Below are 22,572 nucleotides of genomic sequence, written 5' to 3'. Positions count from 1 at the left end.
ACAAATGACTGAAAAGTCACCATAAAACACATGGGAATTGAACGTTTGTTTGAACCGCCCGTTCTGGGCCAGCCCACCCCCGTTGCGCCCGGCGTACTTTGGCTGCGTTTGCCGCTGCCTTTTGCCCTGGATCACATCAATGTGTGGCTCATCGAGGAAGCGCACCAATACACCTTGGTCGATTGCGGCGCTGGCCTGCCCGACGTGGCGGCCATTTGGGAAGACATTGAGCAAACCCTGTTTGTACGCAAACCCCTGGGTCGAATTATTGTGACCCATGCCCACCCGGACCACATTGGCATGGCAGGCCCACTGGCCCGCCGCCACGGTGTACATGTGCACATGTCCACGGGCGAATACTTCATGGCCCGTGGCTTGTGTGCCAACCTGCCCGGTTTTGATGGCAACACCCTGGGCAACTTTTTGGCCAGCCACGGACTGGCCAATGAAAAAAAGGCTGACGAAACCAAAGAAGCCCGCGGAGGCTTGTTCTCCCGCCTGGTGCCCGAGCCGCCGCTGACCTACCAGCGCATTCAACATGGCGATGAAATTGAGATTGGCGGCCATGTGTGGCAATGCCACGCCGGCTTTGGGCACAGCCCAGAGCACATCAGCCTGGTCTGCAAAAGCCTGGATGTGATGATCAGCGGCGACATGCTGCTGCCCACCATCTCCACCAACGTCAGCGTGTACGGCATCGAACCCGAAGGCAACCCCCTGCTGCTGTTTTTGCAATCGGTTCAGCGCATGGCCCAGTTGCCCAACAGCCTCATGGTGCTGCCCTCGCACGGCGTGCCTTTTAAGGGCGTACACGATCGATGCGCCCAACTGCTGCGCCACCACGACCACCGTTTGAACGAATTGCTGGAAGCACTTCAAGAACAGCCATTGACAGCTCGCCAAGCCATCGCTGTGCTGTTTAGGCGCGACATGGATGGGCACCAAATGAGCTTTGCCATGGGCGAGGCCATTGCCCACCTGCATTACCTTTGGTACAAAGGGCTGGCCACGCGGCAAGCAGTGAACGGCATCTGGACTTTTGCTGCCAAAAGTACCGCTTGACACCCCCCGTTGGTGCACAATAAACGTGCATCGCCCCCCGGCATGCCAATTGCCTGTAAAAACACAGAAATGCCCACACCTATGGGCATCTTCTTACCACAGCAGCACACATCAACATGAATAACGCGCCACACAATTTGGTACCGGTCACCATCCTCACAGGCTTTCTGGGCAGTGGCAAAACCACCCTGCTCAACCGCATCCTCAAAGAAAACCACGGCATGAAAATCGCCGTCATTGAGAATGAATTCGGCGAAGAGGGGGTCGACAACGACCTACTGATGCAAAACGAGCAGGAAAACATCGTTGAAATGAACAACGGTTGCCTGTGCTGCACTGTGCGAGGCGACTTGGTGCGCATCCTTGGCGAAATGGCCGCCAAACGCAAAGCCGGCACCATCCACTTTGACCGGGTGGTGATTGAAACCACCGGCATGGCCGACCCCGGGCCAGTGGCTCAAACCTTTTTCGTGGACGACGAGGTGGCCGACCACTACCTGCTCGACGCCGTGATCACCGTGGTGGATGCCAAACACGGCATGCAACAACTGGACGAGCACCGGGAAATCCAGCAACAGGTGGGCTTTGCCGATCGCATATTGTTGTCAAAGACCGACCTGTGCTCGGAGGACGAGGTCACGACGCTAAAACGCCGCCTGGTGAAAATGAACGCACGGGCCGAGATGATGATCAGCGACCACGGCAAAGCGCCTGTGGAACGCCTGATTGACGTGAAGGGCTTTAACCTGAATTCAATCCTCGACATCGCCCCGGATTTTCTGGACGAAGACAAACACACCCACAACGACGAAATCCAAAGCTTTGTGTTCAAAAGTACCAAGGCTTTCGATGGACCCAAATTTGAAGAATTCATGGGCTCGGTGACCCAGGTGTACGGCCCCGACATGCTCCGCTACAAGGGCATTCTGGCCATCAAAGGCAGCGATCGACGCGCGCTTTTTCAAGGCGTTCACATGCTGATGGGCCTGGACTGGGGCAGAAAATGGGACGCCAGCGAGAAAAAAGAAAGCAAAATCGTGTTCATTGGGCGTAAACTCCCCAAGGACTTTATCACCCAAGGCTTGGAGTTATGTCTGGCTCGCTAGGGGATATACTGGTATATAGTCAATAAAAACCCAAAGGACTAGAGGCTGTGCTATGACCACACAAAAGACGCCAATCATCAGCGAGCAAGAATTGCTGAAGATGTCTGAAGACGACTACATGAATGATGTGCAACTCGCATTTTTCCGTCAGCGTCTGCAAGACATGGAAAAGGAACTGCTGGCCAACGCCGGTGAAACCACCGAGCACCTGCGGGAAACCGTGGTGGTACCCGACCCAGCAGACCGTGCCACCATTGAAGAAGAGCATGCCTTAGAGCTGCGCACCCGCGATCGCGAGCGCAAGCTGCTCAAGAAGGTACAGCAATCGCTTCAGAAAATCGAAAACGGCGAATACGGCTGGTGTGAAGAAACAGGCGACCCCATTGGAGTGGCCCGTTTGCTGGCTCGCCCAACAGCCACCTTGTCTTTGGAAGCCCAACAGCGCCGCGAATTAAAACAGCGCATGTACGGCGACTAAATACCCACTTTGGCGATTTGTATTGCCCACCAAGGCGCGGCCCGCTCATCAGCGGGCCGTTTGTTTTTTGTCACTCAAACGCTCACAGCCAACCAATTGCCACGCCCACTGCGCCAAGCGTAGATTTGTCAGAAATCCCTCATCCGAAAAAAACCCACAAAAATCAATAGGCTGCCAAACTGGCGATCGGGAAAACCCGTTTTTTACGCACATTTGTACGCATTCTGCCGATTTACTTCGTACCCATTGCTCTGTTTTTATTACGCAGGCAGCAAAGATTGCCTACAAAAAATAATAAATGTTTTTAATCACTTTAAATGACGGAGAACACAATGGCCTTAGAAGAATTGAAGAATGGATTGTCTGCCATTCCGGTGGCAGGCGAAGTATTGTCTGGCGCCTTGGACAGCCTCGCAGCCGCCTTGCCGGCCGCACCCGCCTTGCCCGGCGCAAACACCCTACCCGGTTTAGACACCCTACCCGATTTGACTGCTCTTCCTCTGCCCGACAACGGCCTACCCGACACAGGCCTGCCCGGTGCCTTGCTGGAGGGTGGCTTGCCTGATTTGCCCAACAGCGGCCTGCCCACGCCACCAGCAACCGTGCCGGGTTTGGACACCTTGACCAGCCTGCTGGACGGTGGGCTGCCTGCCCTTCCTGACGGGATTCCCGGCATGGATACCCCGCCAAACCTGGACGCCTTGCCAGAACTGGGCGCACTGCCTGGCCTGGATGCGTTGCCTGTGCCAGAAGGTGGCCTGCCCGAGCCCAGCGCCATCACAGACCTTCTGGCTGACATCACAGCCAACATCCCCGGCCTGGAAAACCTGCCACTGCCCAGCGGTGAGGCGCCCACCATCCCCGGCGGTGACGGCGATCTGCCTGCATCACCCATCCGCTTCGAGGACGGCACCCTCAGCCTGAGTCTGCCCGAGGGTTTGCCGATTTCGGCCTCTGCAAGCATCAGTGGTCTGGAAGCGCCCGCCATGCCTGACCTGCCTTTTGCTGCCTAAACAAAGGCGGTTCGCTCAAACTTCAGTGGTATTTGGCCAGCCTCAGGGCTGGCTTTTTTAATGCTTCAGGACGCCGCATTTTTAATCGCCAAAGCCGCCTCATACACCGAATTTTTAGGCAAGCCTGTGGCCTTGACCACCACTGCCACCGCGCTTTTCAGGGGCAACTCATCGAGCAGCACGGTCAGCCAGGTGTTTAAATCGGCTGGCAAAGCCTTAGCGTCGCTTATTGCGGGTTCGCTGGCCTGCCCGGCAATGACCCAAGCCCATTCGCCACGGGTCGCATTGGGATCGGACTCAATGGCCTGCAACACCTCGTCGCCCACCCCCCTGTAAAAGGTTTCAAACTGCTTGGTGATTTCTCGCCCGGCGCACATGGGCCGGGTCTGCAAGGGCAAGCTGCGCAGCTCTTCCACCAACTGCAGCACCCGGTGAGGCGCCTCAAACAGCACTTGGGGCTCTGGGCAGCTTAGCCATGCCTGAAGGGCCTCCAGGCGGACCTTGCCCTTGGCAGGCAAAAACCCTCGAAAGGTGAATGCTCCATCCACCAAACCGCTGGCGCTGACCACCGCCAACAGGCTACTTGCGCCGGGCACGGGCACCACGGGATAACCCGCGCGAGCCACCTCAGCCACCAGCACAGCGCCAGGGTCGGACACCGCAGGCGTGCCCGCGTCGCTTACCAGGGCCACTGACTCCCCCCGGGCCAGGCATGCCACGATGCCCTGGGCACTGTCACGTTCATTGTGAGCGTGGTGCGCCATCAATGGTTTGCGTATGCCCAGCGCATCCAGCAATCGCCCGGTGTTGCGGGTGTCCTCGGCCGCCACGCGGTCCACCTGTTGAAGCACCGCGCGCGCGCGCAAGGACAGGTCCCCCATGTTGCCGATGGGGGTGGCCACCACATAGAGGGAGGGCTGGCGCTTGCCCTCAAAATGCAACACTGCATCGCCCCCCGGTTCATCTGCTAAATCACCCATGCGCAAAAACCAAAAAAACAAAGAGTTTGAATTGTCCGGCATTCCGTGGGGGCGGCGCAAATTGCGCACGCCAAAACCCAAATTGCCCTGGGCCATTGAAGCCACACCCTGCCCGCCAACACCCACCACCCGCAGAGGCAATGCTCACTTGGCCAAGGGCCAACACGCCGAGCAGCTTGCCCTGCATTACCTGCAAGCACAAGGCTTGGTGCTGCTGCACCAAAACTACCGCTGCAAATGCGGAGAACTGGACCTGCTGATGGCCGAGGGAGCCTGTGCGGTGGTGGTCGAGGTTCGGGCTAGAAGCCCAACACGCCACGGGCAAGCCGGCGAAAGCATTACGCAGGCCAAACAGCAGCGGGTGGCACGCTGCGCCGCCCTGTGGTGGGTGAAAGAAGGTCAACGCAAATTCAAACACCTGCGTTTTGATGTGGTGGCCATTCAAGACCCGCAGCCCCCGCAGTGGATTCGCAATGCCTGGCAATACTAGGCACACCATTCCGCTGTGCGATGGGCTTGGCCCGCCGCCACGCTCACCTATAATAGGTGGTTTAAAAATGCCCAAAAGGCCTGTCGCCATGGATCTCATTACCCGCATTACGCAACAATTCGACGAAAGCATCGCCGCCAAACAGGCCGCCACCGAAGAACTGGCGGGGCCCATCGCCCAGGCCATCGACCTCATGGTGAACACCCTCACCAATGGCGGCAAAGTATTGGCCTGCGGCAATGGCGGCTCAGCGGGCGACTGCCAACACTTTGCCGCAGAGCTGGTGGGTCGCTTTGAGCGTGAACGCCCCGGATTGGCGGCCATTGCGCTGACCACCGACTCCTCGGCCCTCACCGCCATCGGCAACGATTACAGCTTCAACGAAGTGTTTTCCAAACAAGTGCAGGCCATCGGCCAGCCGGGCGATGTGCTGCTGGCCATTTCGACCAGTGGCAATTCCAAAAATGTGCAGCTGGCCATCGAGGCCGCGCACGCCCGCGAAATGACCGTGGTGGCGCTCACCGGGAAAGGGGGCGGCCAAATGGTCAAGCAACTTGGCGAAAACGACATTCACATTTGCGTGCCACACAACCGCACCGCCCGCATTCAGGAAGTTCACCTGTTGACCATTCATTGCCTGTGCGATGGCATCGACCTTTGCTTACTTGGAGAAGAAGACAATGCGCAGTAACGCTTCGTTTTTCACCCGCACCCGCCAATCCACACTGGCAGCGCTGTTGTGCGCCAGTTTGGCCGCGCCATTGCTGGGCGGCTGTTTTTTCGGTGCGGCTGCAGCCATCACGGCCGGCTCCATGGCCGCGGCCGACCGCCGCACCGTGGGCACCCAGGTTGAGGATCGCACCATTCAGCTCAAGGCCGAAAGCGCTGTACGCGACACCTTTGGCGATGCGGTGCATGTCAACGCCACCGTGTACAACCGCCAACTGCTGCTCACTGGCGAAGCCCCCGATGAAACCACCCGCAAGCGCATCGAAACCCGGGTCTCGAGCATCCCCAACATCCGCTTGGTGCTTAACGATGTTCAGGTGGCTGGAAAAAGCTCGCTGACCTCGCGGTCCAACGACGCCTTCATCACTGGCAAAGTGAAGGCCTCGCTGGTGGACGCGCAGGATATTTTTGCCAACTCTTTTAAAATCACCACCGAGGCTGGCGTGGTGTACATCATGGGCTTGGTGACCGAGCGTGAAGCCAACCGCGCAGCGCAAATCGCGGCCGGCGTACCCGGCGTGGTCAAGGTGGTCAAGGTGGTTGAACTGATCTCTGAGGCTGAACTTTCCCGGCTGACCAAAACTCCAAACAACGGTACCCACTCACAGGACCCCGGTCCCCGTTAACCCGCCATGAAGAAGTTGTTGTGCTTGCCCACCCTGGTTTTGGCCGCCAGCCTGCTTGCAGGCTGTTTGGCCAAGTCCGCCCCTGAAGTGACCTACACCACCATCAAAGGCCAAAACATTGAGCCCGCCGACTACCGTGGGGAGGTGATGCTGGTGAACTTTTGGGCCACCAGTTGCACCACCTGCGTCAAGGAAATGCCTGCCATTGTAGACACCTACAACAAATACAAGGCGCAGGGCTTTCGCACCGTGGCGGTGGCCATGAGCTACGACCGCCCCGACTACGTGGTGAACTTTGCAGAAACCCGGCAACTGCCCTTTGATGTGGCGCTCGATGTGAACGGCTCCATTGCCGAAGCCTTCGACGATGTGAAAATTACCCCCACCACCTACATCATCAATCGCAAGGGCCACATCATCAAAACCTATGTGGGAGAGCCCGATTTTGCGGCCCTGCACCAGTTGATTGAAAAATCACTGGCAGAGAAGATATAGCGTAAAGCGCTCCCACTGGCGGCGCTTTACTCACCCCACTTGAAATCATCCATGGCCCGCCGGTCCCGTTTGGTCGGCCTGGCTTTGATTTCAAGCGCTGGGTCTTTGAGCAATTTGCGATTGGCAGCGCGCTGCGCACGCTGGGCAGCACTCTCTGGGGTTTCTTCATAAAGGCCCTGGGCAATGGTCGCGCTGCCGCGCTTGTCGGCCAGCGCTTTAACCACCAGCACCATGTCATCCCAGCCCACTGGCACGGTAAGCACATCGCCAACCTGCACACCGTAAGCGGGCTTGACGCGCTCGTCATTGCACTTGACTTTGCCGCCATCCACCATCTCGGTGGCCAGGCTGCGCGTTTTGAAAAAACGGGCCGCCCACAGCCACTTGTCGATGCGCACCTTTGCCCCGGGTGCGTTGTAATCGGGCTTGCCATTGGGCGTTAAGGGGGTGGGGTTGGACGGTGTTTTACTGCGGCTCACGGGGACTCCAACGACATGGACTTACCCATTTTACACCGGTCGCTTGCTGGCATTCTTGGCCAAAAACCATCCTGTGGTGGTGGGGTGCAATGCCATTTCAATCGTGAAGTTGGGGCTTAAATTGCTGGCAAAGGTGGTGCCCGGGTTGAGTACAAACACACTGGGATCAAAAGACTCCACCTTGAGGTCTTTAAAATGGCGCAGCATGTGGGCGTCTTTCAAGGTGGCCTGAAACCTTGCTGTTACGGCATCTTCCAAACCCAAGGGGCTGTTTTGGGCATAATCGACCACGGCCTCCACCCACAGGCGACCAAAACACAGGGCATCGTTTTGGCCCTCGGCGTCTTTTCGGAAGTGCACTCCCTCCAGCTTTTTAAGGCCCTCTGAGGGAAGAATCACCCAGCGGCCGTCCTGGGTTTTCATGATGTCGAGCAAACCTGACAGGTCCCAGGCCCGCACATCCCGGCCAATGGCACTGTTGGCTGGTACCGAGCCCACGGCGTAAGCCTCGATGGCTTCCCCGGTGGGCAGGCGGGCACACAAGGCGCCATGGTTGAGCACATAGGTTTCGGCCCGAGCCCCTTTGAGCAGGTTGTCGTTGTTCAACTGCGTGCGCGGGTTGCAGGCAGCCAGGGCGCTCAAGGCCACCACACACAGGGCGGCCCGGCACACATGGGGGTTCAACAGGTTTGTTGTCTTGGCAAATGGGTTCATGGAACGATTCTCCGGGCATGCACACAACTCGGCCACAGTACAAACATTGTTAAACACTTTGGCATGCGGGCAAGGACCGAACAAGGCGGCAAAGGCGCATCAGTTCTGTTGCTTCATTTGCGCGCGTGGTCCAAGCCGCGCGGTGGCGAATATCCAAGTGCCACAGCCTGCGCCTCGGCTTGAGCTGCCCGCAGGGGCTGGGCAGTTTCGCGATAAAACAAGGCCAGATCGTAACTGGCAATGCCATTGCCCAAGGCGGCAGCGTACTGCAACCAGCCCTCGTAGCGCAGCAGGCCCTGCGGGGTGCCCAAGGCTTTGTGCATGCGTGCAATGCGTGCAGCCGCGTCTTTGTCGCCGCGCGCGGCGCGAAGCAGGTCAGGCTGCCCATGGGCGGCAGGGGCCACAAAACTGGATTTGTACAAAGCCACGCCATTGGAGCGCAGCACCTGCAGCGCCTGTTGGGCGCCATCACGAAGCAGTTGAACCGAATCCCGCAATGGGCTTGCCGGGTACTGGGTCAAAAATTGCTTGCTTTGCTCGAGCAGATCAACGGGCCACCCAATTGTTTGTAAGGCCAGCCAACGCGCCTGCTCCTCGGGGGAGATGAGCACCGCTGACTGTTGAACCTCACCCACCTTGGGTGGCAGCACCAAACAAGGTTCGGGTGCATTGTCAGCAATGAAAGGCTGCTGTGCCAATTGCCGAATGGCTTGCAGTGGGTGGTTTTGCATGGTGTGCTCGACATTGAGCTTCACCAAACGAAACAACTCTTGAAAAGTGGTGTGCGGCTGGGCCTCTCGCAAACCTTTCACGAGCGCTGCAGTGTAAAACGTGTTTTGGTCTGGGCTGGCCGGGGACACGGCGGGCTTGCCCGCGCCTGTGGAAAAACACACCAAGCTGCCCAAGGGCGCCTCCACCTGATTAAGGCCGTCTCGATCCCCGAAAGCACGGCGCAGATCGGTTCGGCAGGCATCAATCACCGTCATGTTCAGGGCCTGCGGTCGCGCTGGCAGGGCAGCCAGCAGCTTGTTTTGCAGCACCAAGGAGCGGGCCAGCAGGTCAGCACGAGCCGCCGCCGGGCTGGTGCCCGAGCCCAGCAACAGGTTGTTGGCATCCACCTGCAGACCATGGCCTGCGTAATAAAACAGAGTGACCGCATTGGGTGGCGCTTGCCGAACCCGGTCCACAAACTCGGCGGTGACCCGGGCCAGGTTGCTTTGGTCCAGGTTCATGGCCTGCGTGACATCGAAGCCACACGCCAATAAAGCATCGCCCAGGTCCATCACGTTTTTGCTGATGGGTGGAAGATCGTGCGGGCTGGGGTAGTCGCCATTGCCCACCAACAAGGCCAGTCGGTGCTGGGTGTGTGCGCCTGTGGTTTGAACAGGCCTGGCACGCAGGTGCCTGCACCACGGCCCCAAAGCCGCCACGCCAACCAGATGGACCAGCAAACGCCGGCGATGCAAACTAGGCGAACTCATACACAAACTGCTGACCATCGCTTAACACATGCAGGCGCTGGTACACCTGCCCGGTGAGGGTGGCTTCCAACAGCCGCCGACTGACCTCTGGCAGCACCGTGTTGCTCAACAAAGCACCCACCACGCGCCCGCCGGCATCGGCTTGCTGACAGCGGTCCACCATGTGTTGGACCACCGACTCGTCGATCTTGACCTGCAAGCGGTGCACTTGGGCAATGCGCTGCTGGACACGCTGTAATTGCAGACCCACAATTTGGGCCAACATGCTGCGCGACAGCGGCAAATAAGGCACCACCTCCAGGCGACCCAGCAACGCCGGCGGAAACACCTGCAACAGAGGCGCATGCAAAGCCTGGCAAAGTGTTTCTATGGGTGGGCTGACTTCGCCCTGGCACATTTGCATCAGGGTGTTGGTGCCCACATTGGTGGTCAGCACAATCAGGGTGTTGCGAAAGTCGATGCGCCGCCCCTCGCCGTCTTCCATCCAGCCTTTGTCGAACACCTGGAAAAACAGCTCGTGCACATCGGGGTGGGCTTTTTCCACTTCATCCAGCAACACCACGCTGTAGGGTCGTCTGCGCACGGCCTCGGTGAGCACGCCGCCCTCGCCGTAACCCACATAGCCCGGTGGCGAACCCTTCAATGACGACACGGTGTGCGCCTCTTGGTATTCGCTCATGTTGATGGTGATCAGGTTATGCTCGCCGCCATACAGATTGTCGGCCAGGGCCAAGGCGGTTTCTGTTTTGCCCACACCCGAGGAGCCCGCCAACAAAAACACACCCACAGGTTTGTTGGGGTCGTCCAGCCCAGCGCGGTGGGTTTGCACACGCCTTGCGATGGTTTGCAGCGCGTGGCCTTGCCCCACAATGCGATCACCCAAAGCCTGGGCAAGGTTGAGCACATTGGCAAGCTCGTTGCGCACCATTCGCCCGACGGGAATACCCGTCCAATCGGCCACCACGGTGGCCACACACTGCGCATCCACCTGCGCATGCACCATGGGGTGCTCACCCTGCACCGCCTTCAAGGCCGCTTCGGCATCCCGAAGAGATTCAAGCAAGCTGGGGTCGGGGTCGCAGTTCGCATCCGCTTTGGCGCGCAAATCCAGAAGGTGCGCTATGGCGCGCTTTTCGTCTTCCCATTGCAACTGCAAACCCTCGCGTTGGGTGGCCAGGCGATCAAGTTCGGAATCGATCTCCAGCAGGCGTGCTGCGTGGCAATGGCCCAATTCGGTTTCGCGTTGCAGACCATGGCGCTCGGCGTGAAGGGTGTCCAATTGCGCCTGCAGTTGGGCCAGTGCTGGCGGCTGGGCATGCTGTGACACCGCCACACGGGCGCACGCCGTGTCGAGCAGGCTGATGGCTTTGTCGGGCAATTGACGGGCTGGAATATAACGGTGGGAGAGCTTCACCGCGGCCTGCACAGCGTCGTCCATCACCAACACACCGTGGTGTTTTTCCATGGGAGCGGCCAGGCCGCGCAGCATGGCCACGCCCAAAGCTTCACTGGGCTCGGCCACTTGCACCACCTGGAAGCGTCGGGTGAGTGCCGGGTCTTTCTCGATGTATTTTTTGTACTCGGCCCATGTGGTGGCGCCAATGGTTCGCAAGGCCCCGCGAGCCAGGGCTGGTTTTAGCAAATTGGCAGCGTCGCCAGTGCCTTGCTGGCCGCCAGCCCCCACCAGGGTGTGCACCTCATCGATGAACAAAATGGTGGCTTGCGGGCTGGCCTGAATTTCGTCAATGACCTGCCGCAGCCGTTGCTCAAACTCCCCTTTCATGGAGGCGCCAGCTTGCAGCAAGCCCAAATCGAGAACCAGAACCCGAACCTGCGCAAGCGCAGGAGGCACCTGGCCGGCAGCCACTTGCAGGGCGAACCCCTCCACCAGCGCGGTTTTACCCACCCCCGCCTCACCCGTGATCAAGGGGTTGTTTTGGCGGCGACGAAGCAGAATATCCACCATCTGCCGAACCTCGGTCTGGCGCCCGGTCACCGGGTCAAGCTGACCAAGGCGAGCCTTTTCAGTGAGGTCGACGGTGTAGCGCTTCAAAGCCTCCTCTTGCCCAAGCGCGGCAGCGGGCATGGCCCCACTGGCCTCACCCGGCAATGCCCGCCCGGTTTGCAGGGCGTTTTGCTGGGCCTCGACCGATTCTGCCAACAAGGTGTTGAACTGTTCGGCCAGAACCTCCACCCCCACACGCTTGAATTGGGGCGACAAGCGGTAAAGCGCCTGCCGCAAGGAGTCGGTTTTGAGCAGAGCCAACAGCACATGGCCAGTGCGCACATGGGGGCTGCCGTACATCAGCGAGGCATACACCCAGGCGCGCTCAACGGCATGGGGCAAACATTCGGCCAGGTCAGAAATGCCCTGTGCACCCTGGGGCAAACGCTCCAATGCCCCTTGAAGATCGCTTAACAACTGGCCATGGTCCACCTCAAAATGCCGCAACAGCACATGCCAGTCGCTGTCGTCCTGATTCAGGATTTGCAGCACCCAGTGCACCAGTTCCACATAAGGGTTGCCACGCAATTTGCACAACACGGTGGCGCCTTCTACGCTTTTGAATGCGATGGCATTGAGCTTGGAGAACAAGGACAAGCGGCTGATTTCACTCATGAACAACTCCGGGTTTGAAAGGGGTAATCGACGTAAAATGCGCCACCACGCGACCCAAGGAGACACAGGCCTGTGATGGCTTGCGCACTCGACCCAGCCATGCGTTGCGCCCCAGGGCAAGGCCTCCCACAGGGGTTTGCTCGATGGTGTTGTGGTCAACCAAAAGGTGAAGGGTGGCGTCGTATTCAAGGGCAAGGTAATGACGGGCCAAGGCATGCAACCGTTTGCGCTGGGCCCCACCCGGCCAAAAGGCCTTGTAGGCGGCGTAGGGCATGGGCCCCACCTGAATACCGATTAGGCTTTGGCAATCCCAAGCGCGCCGGCCCAGCATGCAACGTTGCAGGCCTTGGCCCCAAGGCCTGTGGGGTGAGCGCAAAGTCAGCCACTGGCCTTGAAAGGGATGCACCCGCACAGCGCAACCCAAACCCATGTGCAACAAGGCCTGCAAACCCTCCAAGGTCTTGCTGCTGCGGGTGAAGTGGTCAGGAAGACCATGGCGCACCAAGGCCCCTCTGGCAGGAAGGTTGGGCTGAGCGCTTGCCTGGGGAGGTGGTTCATCAAGCGGGGCGCCCGGCCGTGCCCCAACCAACTGCCCCAGCCGACGAGTAAACGGGTTGAATGCGCCCAAGGTGGTGAATGCCACCTGCGGTTGGGCCTGCGACCAGGCGCGGTAGAACAGTGAATACACCCGATGATGAAACACATCCAGAAATTCGGTGAAGGTGTGATCATCAAAGTGATGAATACGCGTGTAAGCATGCTCGGTGAGGTGATACGGCAGCGCGCCGTTGGGACCCAACAAACCAAAGTTTTGAATATGCAACTTGGGCAAACATTGCCCGGCCAAGCCTTGCACCCAGCTTGCCCCGTTGAAGTCGTGCAGGGCAAAATTCATGAAGGGGCGCTGCCCCAGGCGAACCGCATCGTCACGCAGGCGCAAAGAGTAGCCCAGGCGCACCCCGTCAAAGTGTTTGTGCTCGACCTGCCACAGGGCATGTAACAGGTTGCCCTGCGGTTCGGGGATGGCTGACGTGTTCATGCGCATCTACAACAAGGGCCGGTGGCCGCAGCGCGGCGCAAAACAGAACACTTCGCCCGTGTGCAAACCTTGTGCCGTGGTTTGCACAAAACTGTTCAGCGACACATGGCGTGCAAACACATGGGCAAGTACAAAAGCAAACGCCCCCATGCCCACGCCTTGCAATTGATGTTCGTCCACCTTGATTTGCACATGCAATCCGCGCACCACCGCTGGGCGCCCTTGCCGCATCAAGGGCTGGGCAATGCCATCGACCTGCACGCTGTGAACAGCATCCAGAATGGCCATGTGCGCTGCATTGGACGGGTCGGCGTGCAGGCCAAGCCAATGTTTTAAAGCAGGTGCACCACCTGGGTACTGCCCTGCCCCATGGCCCGATATCAAGCCCAGAAAATTGCCTGCCAAATGTTGCACCAACTGCCAGTTGACGTGGCCGCCAGCAGACTGGGCCGTGGGCGGCAAGCGGGGCTTGGTGGGCCCGTGTACAAATCGAACCGCCTGCACCGGCAACCCACTGGGGCACAGCAAGTCGGTGTCACCCAAGCCCAAAGGCATCAACAATGGCAAATCGCGGTTGCTGCACAAAGCGTGCACCTCGAGTTGGCTTAGACCGTGTTCGCTGGCCAACACACCCGCAGGTTCGCTCAAACTGATTTCAAGCTCACTGCCCAGGTAACTGCTTCGGGCACCCTCTTGGCGTTGCCGCGCCGACATGCGTGTGGGGTAACGGTGGGTGGTGTAAAAAAGCGAGGCTTGAGCCTGGTCAGCGTGTTCCGGGTCGACAGCCCAGGCGGGTGGAGCAAAGAGTGGTGCAATGGTTTGCACCCCCTTCTGGGCGTGACCGCGAATGGCCGTGGGTGTGTGAACTTCGAAATCCAGCGGACGGGTGCGGTTGGGCAACACCGGCCAAGCGGATTGGGCTGAGCCCAACACCACGCGATCGCAAAGGTGCGGAAACAGGTTGATCACAGGGGCGCAGTTGAGCAGCACGTTGTCGACCCCCACCTGCTGATCCAGCACCGTAGACGAGTCGCTAAAACAAATTGCGAGTTCGAACGCTGGCCCTGTCGAGGCGCACAGCACCTCTTGTATGCCCAACACGTCAACAAAACGGCAACGTGCTGGCATGGCGAACCATTCTTGCAGCAAGCGCATGCTGCTGATGGCTTGCGGTACGATGGGCAGGAGTGCTTCCTCGTCGCCAAGCCCCTTCACCTGTAATGCCCCGGGCGGCAATGCTCGCCAGCGCTCCTCGCCCTGCGCACGACAAAGCACACGAACATGCTGAAACGCCACGCGGTCAAACAGGGGGTTGGCCACTGAATCGACGCCTGCAAAGTACAACTGCAAAGCCTGCCTGGGCATCGCTGACACGCACACCCCGGGTGGCGCCTGCAGAGCCATGAGCAAAGCGGACTTCACCTTGACCCCATGCCCGCCCTGGCTGTTGTCGTTGAAAAAACTGTGCCTGACCGAACTGACCGTGCAGGCAGACAATTGTGTTTGATGGGCCACGGTGAACTTGCAAGGGGTTTGCATGCCCTTGGACAGGTTGCTTTGAAGCACGGTGCCTGCAGGCACGCAGAGCCCTTGAAGCAAAGCCGGATCCTGAATGTTGGGGTCAAACTGCACCACGCCCATGGATGGCAGGGGTGCCAGTGCGTTGGGATTGAGGCGGTTGAGCAGTTGGCTGGTGAACTCGGGAAATTCTTCTTCAAGACGCAACTGCACGCGGGCGGTTAAAAACGCGAAGCCTTGCAGCAGGCGTTCAACATAGGGGTCTTGCACCTCGGTGCTGTCTAGGGCCAGGCGGGATGCAATTTTTGGAAACCGCTGTGCAAACTCGCTTGCCGAGTCACGCACATGCACCAGTTCCTGGTTGTAGAGTTGCAAGAAGCGGGGGTCCACCATGACCCCTTAAAAACCGGTGATGGGGCGCAAAGCGACCCGCCCGGTTTCAAGATCGATCTCGGTTCGCATGGCCAGCTCGAGGGGATAAGGTTGGGCCCACAGCAAACCGCGGATGGTGAGCCCGATCACATTGTGCAAGTGCATGAGGCCTTGGTCGACCTCAGCCTGCACTTGAACCGAGTCAGCCTGAATGCGGGGCTCATGGTCGCGGATGAGTTGCGCCACTGTGTGCTCAAATTGCTGGACATCGAGCGCAGTGGCCAGCTGGCCGGCCACCGGCGGCATGCCATAGGCCAAAATAGAATTGCGCAAAGTTGGCATGGCTTGAAGCTGGGCGCTGCTAAGAACCCGCGTGGTGTTGAACAGGTTTTCAAGGTCCCGCAGCACCAAATTGCGCAGTTGGGTTCTGTTGATGACCTGCCTGGATGCGGACTCCTCCCGACTGTGCGGTTCGTCATCCATGAGGCGATCCAACAATGCGGGCTGTAGGGTGTCGCGTGAAGCGCTCATGGGCTGCTGTTAGTCGTAGACGTCAATGTAGGTGCAAGCGCCTGCCTTTTGATTGGCAGCAGATTTGGGCGTGTACACCACCTCAATTTCTTTGAATGCGATGGCCAGGGTTTCGTAGACCTGCCTTTCGTCTTCGGCCGCGGCCTGAATGTCATACTCAACCACGCGGGCTTTGCGCAAAGTGATGCGCAGGTAATCGATCACGCCAGCACCGCCGGGATCCTGGCAGGTTAAAACCACCTTGTTTAACACCTCTGCCGACTTGAGGGCGCTCATGATGGCTGTGGAGGCGCTGTCGATGGCCTTGTTCACCTTCAGGGTTCGCACACTGGCCTTGGAGGCTTGTTGCGCCCCCGAAAACGCTTGCTGGGACATGCCCCAGCTCCAACCAAGCACATCTATTTCGCCGGGGTGACCAGCGGCCTGGCTTTCTCCGCGAATGGCCCCCTGGCGGGAGCCCTCCACGGCCAGGAACATATCGACTTTCGACATTCGGATTCCTGGCTTGTGAATTACTTCTCGGAGTTGGTGGCAATGTTGAAAGTGGCTTCAACCTTGCCATCGGGCCCGCCGTCTTTCTTTTGGGGCACATACACATAGCTGAACTGGGCGAAGTTCAAGCTGATGGTCTCGGTCAGGCGGTCATCGCCACCGGAGCCACCCTGACTCACATTGGAGATGATCACGTCTTTCATGGTGAGCACGGTGTATTCCAGAGGAGTTTCACCAGCCTTGCGCACGGTGAGCACCGCCTCATCAAAATGCTTGCCGTTGCAACAAGCTTTGATCAAGTTGGGAGTGGACTTGTCCACATATTTGGTGATGGTGATGTCTTGTACGCTCACCTTGCCTGCGCCACCACCACGGCCCACGTGAGTGGTGCCAGACTGAGACATGCCCCAGCTCCAGGAAGAAATATCGATTTCTTTGGCGTGGGTTTTGTCTACGGATTCACCATCAACACCCTTGATCTTCAAAAACATGTCTACGGACATTTGATTCCCTCTGTAATAGATTGATTAATCATTCAAGCTTCAAGACGCTTTGGCGGATGGCAACTTGCTTACCAAACGCAAAGACACGGTTAGCCCCTCTAACTGGTAGTGCGGGCGCAAATAAAATTTGGAGGAGTACACGCCGGGGTTGCCCTCCACTTCCTCGACCACCACTTCAGCGGCGGCCAGGGGGCGGGTGGCTTTCACGGAGTCGGATGAGTTTGCAGGGTCGCCATCGACGTATTGCATGATCCAGTCTTGCAACCAGCGCTGCATGTCGTCGCGCTCTTTGAAGGAGCCGATTTTGTCGCGAACAATGCACTTCAGGTAGTGCGCAAAACGGCAGGTGGCAAACAGGTAAGGCAAGCGAGCCGCCAGTTTTGCATTGGCCGATGCATCGGGGTCTTCGTATTCGGCGGGCTTGTGCAGGGACTGTGCTCCAATGAAGGCGGCCAGATCGCTGTTCTTTTTGTGAATGAGTGGCAAGAAGCCGCTCTTGCTGAGTTCGGCCTCACGACGATCAGAGATGGCGATTTCGGTGGGGCATTTCATGTCCACGCCACCATCGTCAGTCGGGAAAGTGTGGGTGGGCAAATTGGGCACTGCACCGCCAGATTCGATGCCCCGGATGCGCGAGCACCAGCCGTATTCTTTGAATGAACGATTGATGTTCACAGCCATGGCGTAGGCGGAATTAGCCCAGGTGTAACGGTTGTGATCGGCCATGCCCGTGTCTTCTTCAAACGCGAACTCTTCGACTGGATTGGTTTTGGCACCATAAGGATGGCGGGCCAAAAAACGGGGCATGGTGAGCCCGAGGTATTTGGAATCGTCCGCATCGCGCAGGCTGCGCCAAGCGGCGTAATCGGGGGTTGAAAAAATTTTGGTGAGGTCGCGGGGGTTGGCCAGCTCTTGCCAGGAATCCATTTGCAAGGTGGCTGGCGACACCGCCGACAAGAAAGGCGCATGGGCGGATGCGCTGATTTTTGCCAATTCACCCAGCATTTCTACATCGGGCGGAGAATGGTCGAAATAGTAATCGCCCACCAGGCAGCCATAGGGTTCGCCACCAAACTGCCCGTATTCGTGCTCGTAAATTTTTTTGAACACGGGGCTTTGGTCCCAGGCCACACCCTTGTAGCGTTTGAGTGTTTTGGCCAGTTCGCCCTTGGAAATGTTCATGAAACGAATTTTCAGGAACTCATCAGTTTCGGTGTTGTTGACCAGGTAATGCAGACCACGCCAGGCGCTCTCAATTTGTTGAAAGTCTGGGTGATGAAGGATTTCATTGATTTGCAGGGACAGCTTTTCGTCAATGGCTGCAATCATGCGCTGAATGGAGTCCACCACATCATCGCCAAGCAACTGGGTGCCCTGCAGGGCCTGCTCCGCCAAAGTAAGAACCGCGGATTCAACCTCGGACTTTGCTTCATCGGTTTTAGGCTTGAATTCCTTTTGCAGCAGCGCAGACAGTTCGCTGCCTTCCAGTTCGATGACATCAAGGGCGCGTTGCTGTTGGTTTTGCGTGCTCATGCCTGCTCTCCTTCGGGGGCGGCGGGGTTTTCACTGGCCGACAAGGTTTTAAGCAAGGCGGGATCGGCCAGCAACTTGGCAAGCAGGGCTTCTGCGCCATTTTTGCCATCCATGTAGGTGAGAAGGTTGCTCAACTGTTGGCGCGCTTCGAGCAATTTGCGAAGCGGCTCGACCTTGCGGGCCACGGCTGCGGGGCTGAAGTCGCTCATGGACTCGAAGGTAAGATCGACCGCGAGGTTGCCCTCGCCGGTGAGTTGATTGCTGGCATGAAAGGCCACGCGAGGCTTGATGCTTTTGAGCCGTGCATCAAAGTTGTCGACATCCACTTCCAGAAACTCGCGCTCGGCCACCGGAGGCAAAGGCACTTCGGATTTGCCGGAAAGATCGGACATCACGCCCATCACGAAAGGCAGCTGCACCTTTTTTTGTGAGCCGTAGACCTCGACGTCGTATTCAATTTGCACACGCGGGGCACGGTTTCGTCCGATGAATTTTTGTCCGCTCATGGTTTAGATCTCGCAGATTAAGTTGGGTTAAGCGCAGGGCGACCTTAGAGGTCTTCCTGCTCCAGGGAGTCGGGGCTGACCCCCATGATTTTTGCGACCTCCACCAGCGCATCGGGCGCGAGGTCTTTCATCAACTGCATGAAATTTTTGTCGAGCAAACGGCGCGCACGCCTAAGCAACAACTGCGCGGGGTTGGTGGGTTCCGCGTGGTCGAGGTATGCGCACACAGCATCGATGGCTGCCAACGCTTGGGCCCTCGATCCGATTAAGCCAACAGAACCGGTTGAAGCAGCAAGCGGGGACTCACCAACACTCGGCTGCATCACACCCGGCAACGCCGCTGAGTCGACGAAACCACTGTGTGGTGCATCGGAGGCAACTTGTTCCATTGGTGCTTGGGGCAGACTGGCCAGCACACACTTGAACAAGGACTTCAATTCAAGCAGTTGGGGCACGCCGTGTTCACCGAGCTTGTTGACCAAAGCGTCAAGAAGTTGGATGAGCAAGCACTGCCCCTGCGCCATGGCTTGCCGAATATGTGCCGTGTGGGCCGTCTCGGTTTTTAAAAATTGCTCGACCTGCTCGCGAGACACCGCAGGGCCTACACCCGGCGTGTTGCAAAACAGCACTTCGAAATCTTTGACGCGCAACTCGCCAATGCGAGGGTCTTTGATCAGCAGCGCATTGCGAAGAGAGTTAAAAAATGAACCCCCGGCGCCCAGCCCTTCAATGACGTTCAAGCGCGCATAGGCATCGCCATCATCAAGGGGAGGATTAAGGGCAGGCCAAGCCAATTCAACCAGTTGCAACATGGCGGCCAAGCCTTCGGGCAAACGCGCAATGCCGTGCAGGTTGATGCACGCCTCGGCCCACAGCGCCACCAAACGAAGGTCGCGGCTTTTGCCAAGCAGCGCCAGTGCGCCGGTTTCAACAGCATTCCAGTCGGGCGCAATGGCGGGTTCGAATTGGGTTTCGGCCCGGCCACTGGCCGCTTGCAGCAACTCGAGGTAGGCGTTGTCGTACTCAAGGTTGGGCCCGCAGGTGTGGTCGGGAAATGGCTGCGCCCACTGCGGAATGGAAGCGGAATAATCGGACTGAGATTGACCAGACACAGTGCGCAAGCCTTGGAGGAATGAAACCACGCGGGACTCTAGCAAGGGCTCGCAAATGCTGCGATTGGTTTAACCCAAGGCCATTCACTCCATAGAGTGAACGAGGTAGAGCGTCATGGGTTTTGAATGCTGCGAATGGGGTGTATCACTCGATGTGACGAATGGCCCCACCCTCTTTTTGATTGCTCTGCTGGATCGATGCTAGCGTGGCCAATTCAACTTGAATACGCCGGTTTGATCATGCAGCGTGCCTTGCTTGCCTTGATGCTTTTATTGCTGTGGCAACCCCAACCCTCGGAGGCTTTTGTGTTTAGAAAGATTGTGTACTGCTCGCCAGTGGAGGGCCTGGTGCACTGGGCTGGCAAACCGCTGGCCAACGTCACGGTAACCCGGGAGCTCTACAGTGGCGGCTTTAAAGACAACCGCTTTGAAGACTCAACCACCAGCTCTGCCAGTGGCGCCTTCAGCATGCCCGCCGTGGAAGAAAGACGACTGTTCAGACCCAATTTGCTTTCTTCTAACCCAACTATTTCGCAGATGATGTGGATTACACATGACAACTACAAGTACCTCTTTTGGTCGTATGGGAAGCATGACTTTTGGTCACGTAGTGAATCGATGGAAGGTGTTCTGAAAATTGACTGCGATCTTTCTACCTTTGAAGAATCCAGTCCGGGCAGACGGATTGTGCGGTGTAAACACAATGGAGTCCGTTACCCATGAGGCAACTCAGTCCTTCCCAAATTTACGAACTTTCGGACTTTGCTTACAAGGTCAAGGATGTCAAAAGTGACATCCTAAAAGCTCGAGTTGCACTGGAGTTGCCTTTCGTCGATGCCAAATCCGTCCAACTCCTCTCCGCCACCTCCGGTCTTGGGCTTCGGGTCTCAAGCGGCTTTGGATTTATGGCCAAACTCAATGGCGGGCGCTCTACCGAAATCGTGATTGCAACGCGGGGTACAGATGGTTTGGCCGATGTTGCCACCGACCTGAATTCGGTGCCCATGCGGGGGCCAACAGGCCATGACATTCACATGGGTTTTGGCAATACTTTTAAAAGTTACGTGGAGCAGCTCAACGGATTCATCAAGCAACAGAACCTGGGCTTCAGACCCACTGCGGTGCATTGCATGGGGCACAGCCTGGGCGGTGCGTTGGCCAATTTAAATGCTGCGGCCTGTGCGGAGTTGTCGATGAACCCCCACCTGTACACGGTGGCGGCGCCCCGCGTGGGCATGGTGCCCTATGCCGAGCACCTCAGCAAAAAAATGAATGCACAACATGTTTACCGCGTGGCCAACGAGGCTGACATTGTGACCATGGTGCCATGCTTCCCCTTTGTGCACGGCCCTTACCAACATGGCACCCACCTGCTCGATGGCGGCATGTTCGCGGTCAACCCGCTGCAACACTCGCTTGAACGGGGCTATGGAGTGATGCGCAACAGCAGCTGGAAACAATTGCAAAGTCTGAGCCAGGCCAAGCAACAAGAATTGGAGCGCGCCATGCAAGTGGCCATGACACGCGACTCGGGTTACCTTGCGCAGCTTGCGCGCATGCCTGGCGCCATGTATTCATTTCGCTTGCTGAAAATCATCAACCGCGCAATTAGCGACCTGCTGGCGAGGCTGGGGGCCCAGTCCCTGTTGAGTGTGCGCAACTACGGCACGGGTTCTTTCACGGTGCTTGATCAACTGGCCGAAATGATTGCGCGGTTTGCCCAAGCCAGCCTCAAAAATGCAAAGGAGGTGATGGGTATTTTGAACCTCGTGATGAGCTACCTGGGGCAAAGAGGGCAAGGGGTGGCGGATGCATCCATGCTAACCATTCGGTGGGTGTTTGGCATGTTGCACCGCTCGGTGAGCACCATGGCCAAAATGGCGCTGAGCATGGTGGCGCGGTAACCCCCGGCCGTTGGCATTAGCCCACCCGCCTGCTCAATTCTCGCAGCAGCACCCATTCTTCAGCCGAGCTGGGGTGCACCGCCACGGTTCGATCAAAGTCGGCTTTGGTGGCCCCCAGGGTGTACAACACACCCAGCAGCTGAATCATTTCGGGTGAATCATCGCCCAGCATGTGAATACCCAGCACTCGGTCGCTTGCGTCATCCACAAGCAACTTCATGTAGGTCTTTTGTTTGCCGCCGGCAAAGGCAGTCTTCATGGGGGTGAATTCGGTTTCGTAAACCCGCACGGGCCCTCGCTTGGCGGCTGCTTCTTCGCTCAGGCCAACCGTGCCGATGGGGGGCGAGGTGAATGTGGCGGTGGGCACTGCGCTGTGGTCCACAGTACGTTGTTGGCCATTGAATTCGTTGTCAGCCACTGCGCGGCCCTCGGCAATGGCCACAGGCGTGAGGCTGACACGGTTGGTGACGTCCCCCACTGCAAACACACCGGCCACTTGGGTTTGGCTGAATTCATTGACGTCGATTTCGCCTTTTTTGCCGGGCTTGATGCCGATGTTTTCTAAACCCAAGCCTTGGGTATTTGGGCTGCGGCCTGTGGCATTTAAAACAAAGTCGAAGGGGTGAGCACCAGCACCGGTGTGCAGCACTTGGGTTTGGCCCTGTTGCTCCAGACGTTCGAAGGTGGTGCCGGGGTGAAGCTGAATGCCCTGCAAAACCATGGCATCGGCCAGCTTGTTACGAATGGTTTCGTCAAAGCCGCGCAGGGGCAGGCTGTCGCGGTAGAACA

The 22,572-nt window shown here is 58.0% G+C and carries 24 protein-coding genes; 10 read left to right on the top strand and 14 right to left on the bottom strand.

All coding sequences use genetic code 11. The annotated features are described in order from the left end of the window. Positions 1-30: 30 nt before the first annotated feature. The 4 genes from ACEQU8_RS05220 (at position 31) to ACEQU8_RS05205 (ending at position 3,659) form a co-directional block, all read left to right on the top strand. Positions 31-1,062: an MBL fold metallo-hydrolase gene (locus ACEQU8_RS05220; protein WP_370262021.1), complete on the top strand. Its 1,032-nt coding sequence runs from the start codon at positions 31-33 to the stop codon at positions 1,060-1,062. A 116-nt stretch (positions 1,063-1,178) separates the two neighbouring features. Next, positions 1,179-2,168, top strand: a complete 990-nt coding sequence (locus tag ACEQU8_RS05215; RefSeq protein ID WP_370262020.1) for a GTP-binding protein — start codon at positions 1,179-1,181, stop codon at positions 2,166-2,168. A 52-nt stretch (positions 2,169-2,220) separates the two neighbouring features. After that, positions 2,221-2,646 (top strand): RNA polymerase-binding protein DksA, encoded by a 426-nt coding sequence (dksA, locus tag ACEQU8_RS05210; RefSeq protein WP_370262019.1) that lies wholly within the window; start codon positions 2,221-2,223, stop codon positions 2,644-2,646. Between the two features lie 332 nt (positions 2,647-2,978). Further along, the gene (locus tag ACEQU8_RS05205; protein WP_370262017.1) at positions 2,979-3,659 is read left to right on the top strand and encodes a hypothetical protein; all 681 of its coding nucleotides are present in this window, start codon (positions 2,979-2,981) and stop codon (positions 3,657-3,659) included. 65 nt (positions 3,660-3,724) lie between these two features. Here the strand turns inward: ACEQU8_RS05205 and rsmI are convergent, their stop codons facing one another. Further along, positions 3,725-4,639: a 16S rRNA (cytidine(1402)-2'-O)-methyltransferase gene (rsmI, locus tag ACEQU8_RS05200; protein WP_370262015.1), complete on the bottom strand. Its 915-nt coding sequence runs from the start codon at positions 4,637-4,639 to the stop codon at positions 3,725-3,727. On the opposite strand from rsmI, the gene ACEQU8_RS05195 reads away from it, so the two are divergent. The 4 genes from ACEQU8_RS05195 to ACEQU8_RS05180 all read left to right on the top strand — a co-directional run bounded on the left by ACEQU8_RS05195 (position 4,638) and on the right by ACEQU8_RS05180 (position 6,979). Beyond that, positions 4,638-5,129 (top strand): YraN family protein, encoded by a 492-nt coding sequence (locus tag ACEQU8_RS05195; protein ID WP_370262014.1) that lies wholly within the window; start codon positions 4,638-4,640, stop codon positions 5,127-5,129. The two genes, rsmI and ACEQU8_RS05195, sit on opposite strands and share 2 nt — an antisense overlap. Positions 5,130-5,217: 88 nt before the next feature. Next, on the top strand, positions 5,218-5,820 hold the full coding sequence (locus tag ACEQU8_RS05190) for a phosphoheptose isomerase (RefSeq protein ID WP_370262013.1): 603 nt from the start codon (positions 5,218-5,220) through the stop codon (positions 5,818-5,820). Further along, positions 5,810-6,484, top strand: coding sequence for a BON domain-containing protein (locus tag ACEQU8_RS05185; RefSeq protein WP_370262011.1), 675 nt, complete (start codon positions 5,810-5,812; stop codon positions 6,482-6,484). The genes ACEQU8_RS05190 and ACEQU8_RS05185 overlap by 11 nt, the downstream gene beginning before the upstream one ends. A 6-nt stretch (positions 6,485-6,490) precedes the next feature. Further along, positions 6,491-6,979 carry a peroxiredoxin family protein gene (locus ACEQU8_RS05180; protein WP_370262010.1) on the top strand — a complete coding sequence of 163 codons (489 nt, stop codon included), beginning with the start codon at positions 6,491-6,493 and terminating at the stop codon, positions 6,977-6,979. Between the two features lie 26 nt (positions 6,980-7,005). Here ACEQU8_RS05180 and ACEQU8_RS05175 read toward each other — a convergent pair whose 3' ends face one another. The 12 genes from ACEQU8_RS05175 to ACEQU8_RS05120 all read right to left on the bottom strand — a co-directional run bounded on the left by ACEQU8_RS05175 (position 7,006) and on the right by ACEQU8_RS05120 (position 19,909). Then, positions 7,006-7,458 (bottom strand): RNA-binding S4 domain-containing protein, encoded by a 453-nt coding sequence (locus tag ACEQU8_RS05175; protein ID WP_370262009.1) that lies wholly within the window; start codon positions 7,456-7,458, stop codon positions 7,006-7,008. A gap of 30 nt (positions 7,459-7,488) precedes the next feature. Then, positions 7,489-8,172 carry a hypothetical protein gene (locus ACEQU8_RS05170; protein WP_370262007.1) on the bottom strand — a complete coding sequence of 228 codons (684 nt, stop codon included), beginning with the start codon at positions 8,170-8,172 and terminating at the stop codon, positions 7,489-7,491. Between the two features lie 113 nt (positions 8,173-8,285). Then, positions 8,286-9,653 (bottom strand): caspase family protein, encoded by a 1,368-nt coding sequence (locus ACEQU8_RS05165; RefSeq protein ID WP_370262005.1) that lies wholly within the window; start codon positions 9,651-9,653, stop codon positions 8,286-8,288. After that, a complete protein-coding gene (tssH, locus tag ACEQU8_RS05160) occupies positions 9,640-12,273 on the bottom strand; it encodes a type VI secretion system ATPase TssH (protein WP_370262004.1) in 2,634 nt (877 codons plus the stop codon). Before tssH ends, ACEQU8_RS05165 begins: the two co-directional genes overlap by 14 nt. Beyond that, positions 12,266-13,312, bottom strand: a complete 1,047-nt coding sequence (gene tssG / locus ACEQU8_RS05155; RefSeq protein ID WP_370262002.1) for a type VI secretion system baseplate subunit TssG — start codon at positions 13,310-13,312, stop codon at positions 12,266-12,268. Before tssG ends, tssH begins: the two co-directional genes overlap by 8 nt. Before the next feature lie 6 nt (positions 13,313-13,318). Continuing rightward, positions 13,319-15,205 (bottom strand): type VI secretion system baseplate subunit TssF, encoded by a 1,887-nt coding sequence (gene tssF / locus ACEQU8_RS05150; RefSeq protein WP_370262000.1) that lies wholly within the window; start codon positions 15,203-15,205, stop codon positions 13,319-13,321. Positions 15,206-15,229: 24 nt separating this feature from the next. Continuing rightward, a complete protein-coding gene (tssE, locus tag ACEQU8_RS05145) occupies positions 15,230-15,733 on the bottom strand; it encodes a type VI secretion system baseplate subunit TssE (protein ID WP_370261998.1) in 504 nt (167 codons plus the stop codon). 9 nt (positions 15,734-15,742) lie between these two features. Then, positions 15,743-16,225: an Hcp family type VI secretion system effector gene (locus ACEQU8_RS05140; RefSeq protein ID WP_370261996.1), complete on the bottom strand. Its 483-nt coding sequence runs from the start codon at positions 16,223-16,225 to the stop codon at positions 15,743-15,745. A 20-nt stretch (positions 16,226-16,245) separates the two neighbouring features. Further along, entirely contained in the window at positions 16,246-16,728 is a 483-nt protein-coding gene (locus ACEQU8_RS05135) for an Hcp family type VI secretion system effector (RefSeq protein ID WP_370261994.1), read from the bottom strand. Positions 16,729-16,767: 39 nt separating this feature from the next. Continuing rightward, positions 16,768-18,261 (bottom strand): type VI secretion system contractile sheath large subunit, encoded by a 1,494-nt coding sequence (gene tssC, locus ACEQU8_RS05130; RefSeq protein ID WP_370261992.1) that lies wholly within the window; start codon positions 18,259-18,261, stop codon positions 16,768-16,770. Further along, positions 18,258-18,767, bottom strand: a complete 510-nt coding sequence (tssB, locus tag ACEQU8_RS05125; protein WP_370261989.1) for a type VI secretion system contractile sheath small subunit — start codon at positions 18,765-18,767, stop codon at positions 18,258-18,260. Before tssB ends, tssC begins: the two co-directional genes overlap by 4 nt. A 44-nt stretch (positions 18,768-18,811) precedes the next feature. Continuing rightward, the gene (locus tag ACEQU8_RS05120) at positions 18,812-19,909 is read right to left on the bottom strand and encodes an ImpA family type VI secretion system protein (RefSeq protein ID WP_370261988.1); all 1,098 of its coding nucleotides are present in this window, start codon (positions 19,907-19,909) and stop codon (positions 18,812-18,814) included. Between the two features lie 168 nt (positions 19,910-20,077). Between ACEQU8_RS05120 and ACEQU8_RS05115 the strand changes: the two genes are divergently transcribed. Together ACEQU8_RS05115 and ACEQU8_RS05110 are read left to right on the top strand one after the other, a co-directional pair. Further along, complete coding sequence (locus ACEQU8_RS05115) at positions 20,078-20,602, top strand: DUF6795 domain-containing protein (protein WP_370261985.1); 525 nt, start codon at positions 20,078-20,080, stop codon at positions 20,600-20,602. Continuing rightward, the gene (locus tag ACEQU8_RS05110) at positions 20,599-21,783 is read left to right on the top strand and encodes a lipase (RefSeq protein WP_370261984.1); all 1,185 of its coding nucleotides are present in this window, start codon (positions 20,599-20,601) and stop codon (positions 21,781-21,783) included. Before ACEQU8_RS05115 ends, ACEQU8_RS05110 begins: the two co-directional genes overlap by 4 nt. 16 nt (positions 21,784-21,799) lie before the next feature. Here ACEQU8_RS05110 and ACEQU8_RS05105 read toward each other — a convergent pair. Next, positions 21,800-22,572, bottom strand: a 773-nt coding sequence (locus ACEQU8_RS05105) for an FAD-dependent oxidoreductase (RefSeq protein WP_370261983.1), incomplete at its 5' end; no start/stop codon positions are given.

The organism is Limnobacter sp. (assembly GCF_964228395.1).
Classification (GTDB): Bacteria; Pseudomonadota; Gammaproteobacteria; order Burkholderiales; family Burkholderiaceae_B; genus Limnobacter.
The sequence above is the reverse complement of the archived record's forward strand: the minus strand, read 5'-3'. Positions and strand labels throughout refer to the sequence as shown.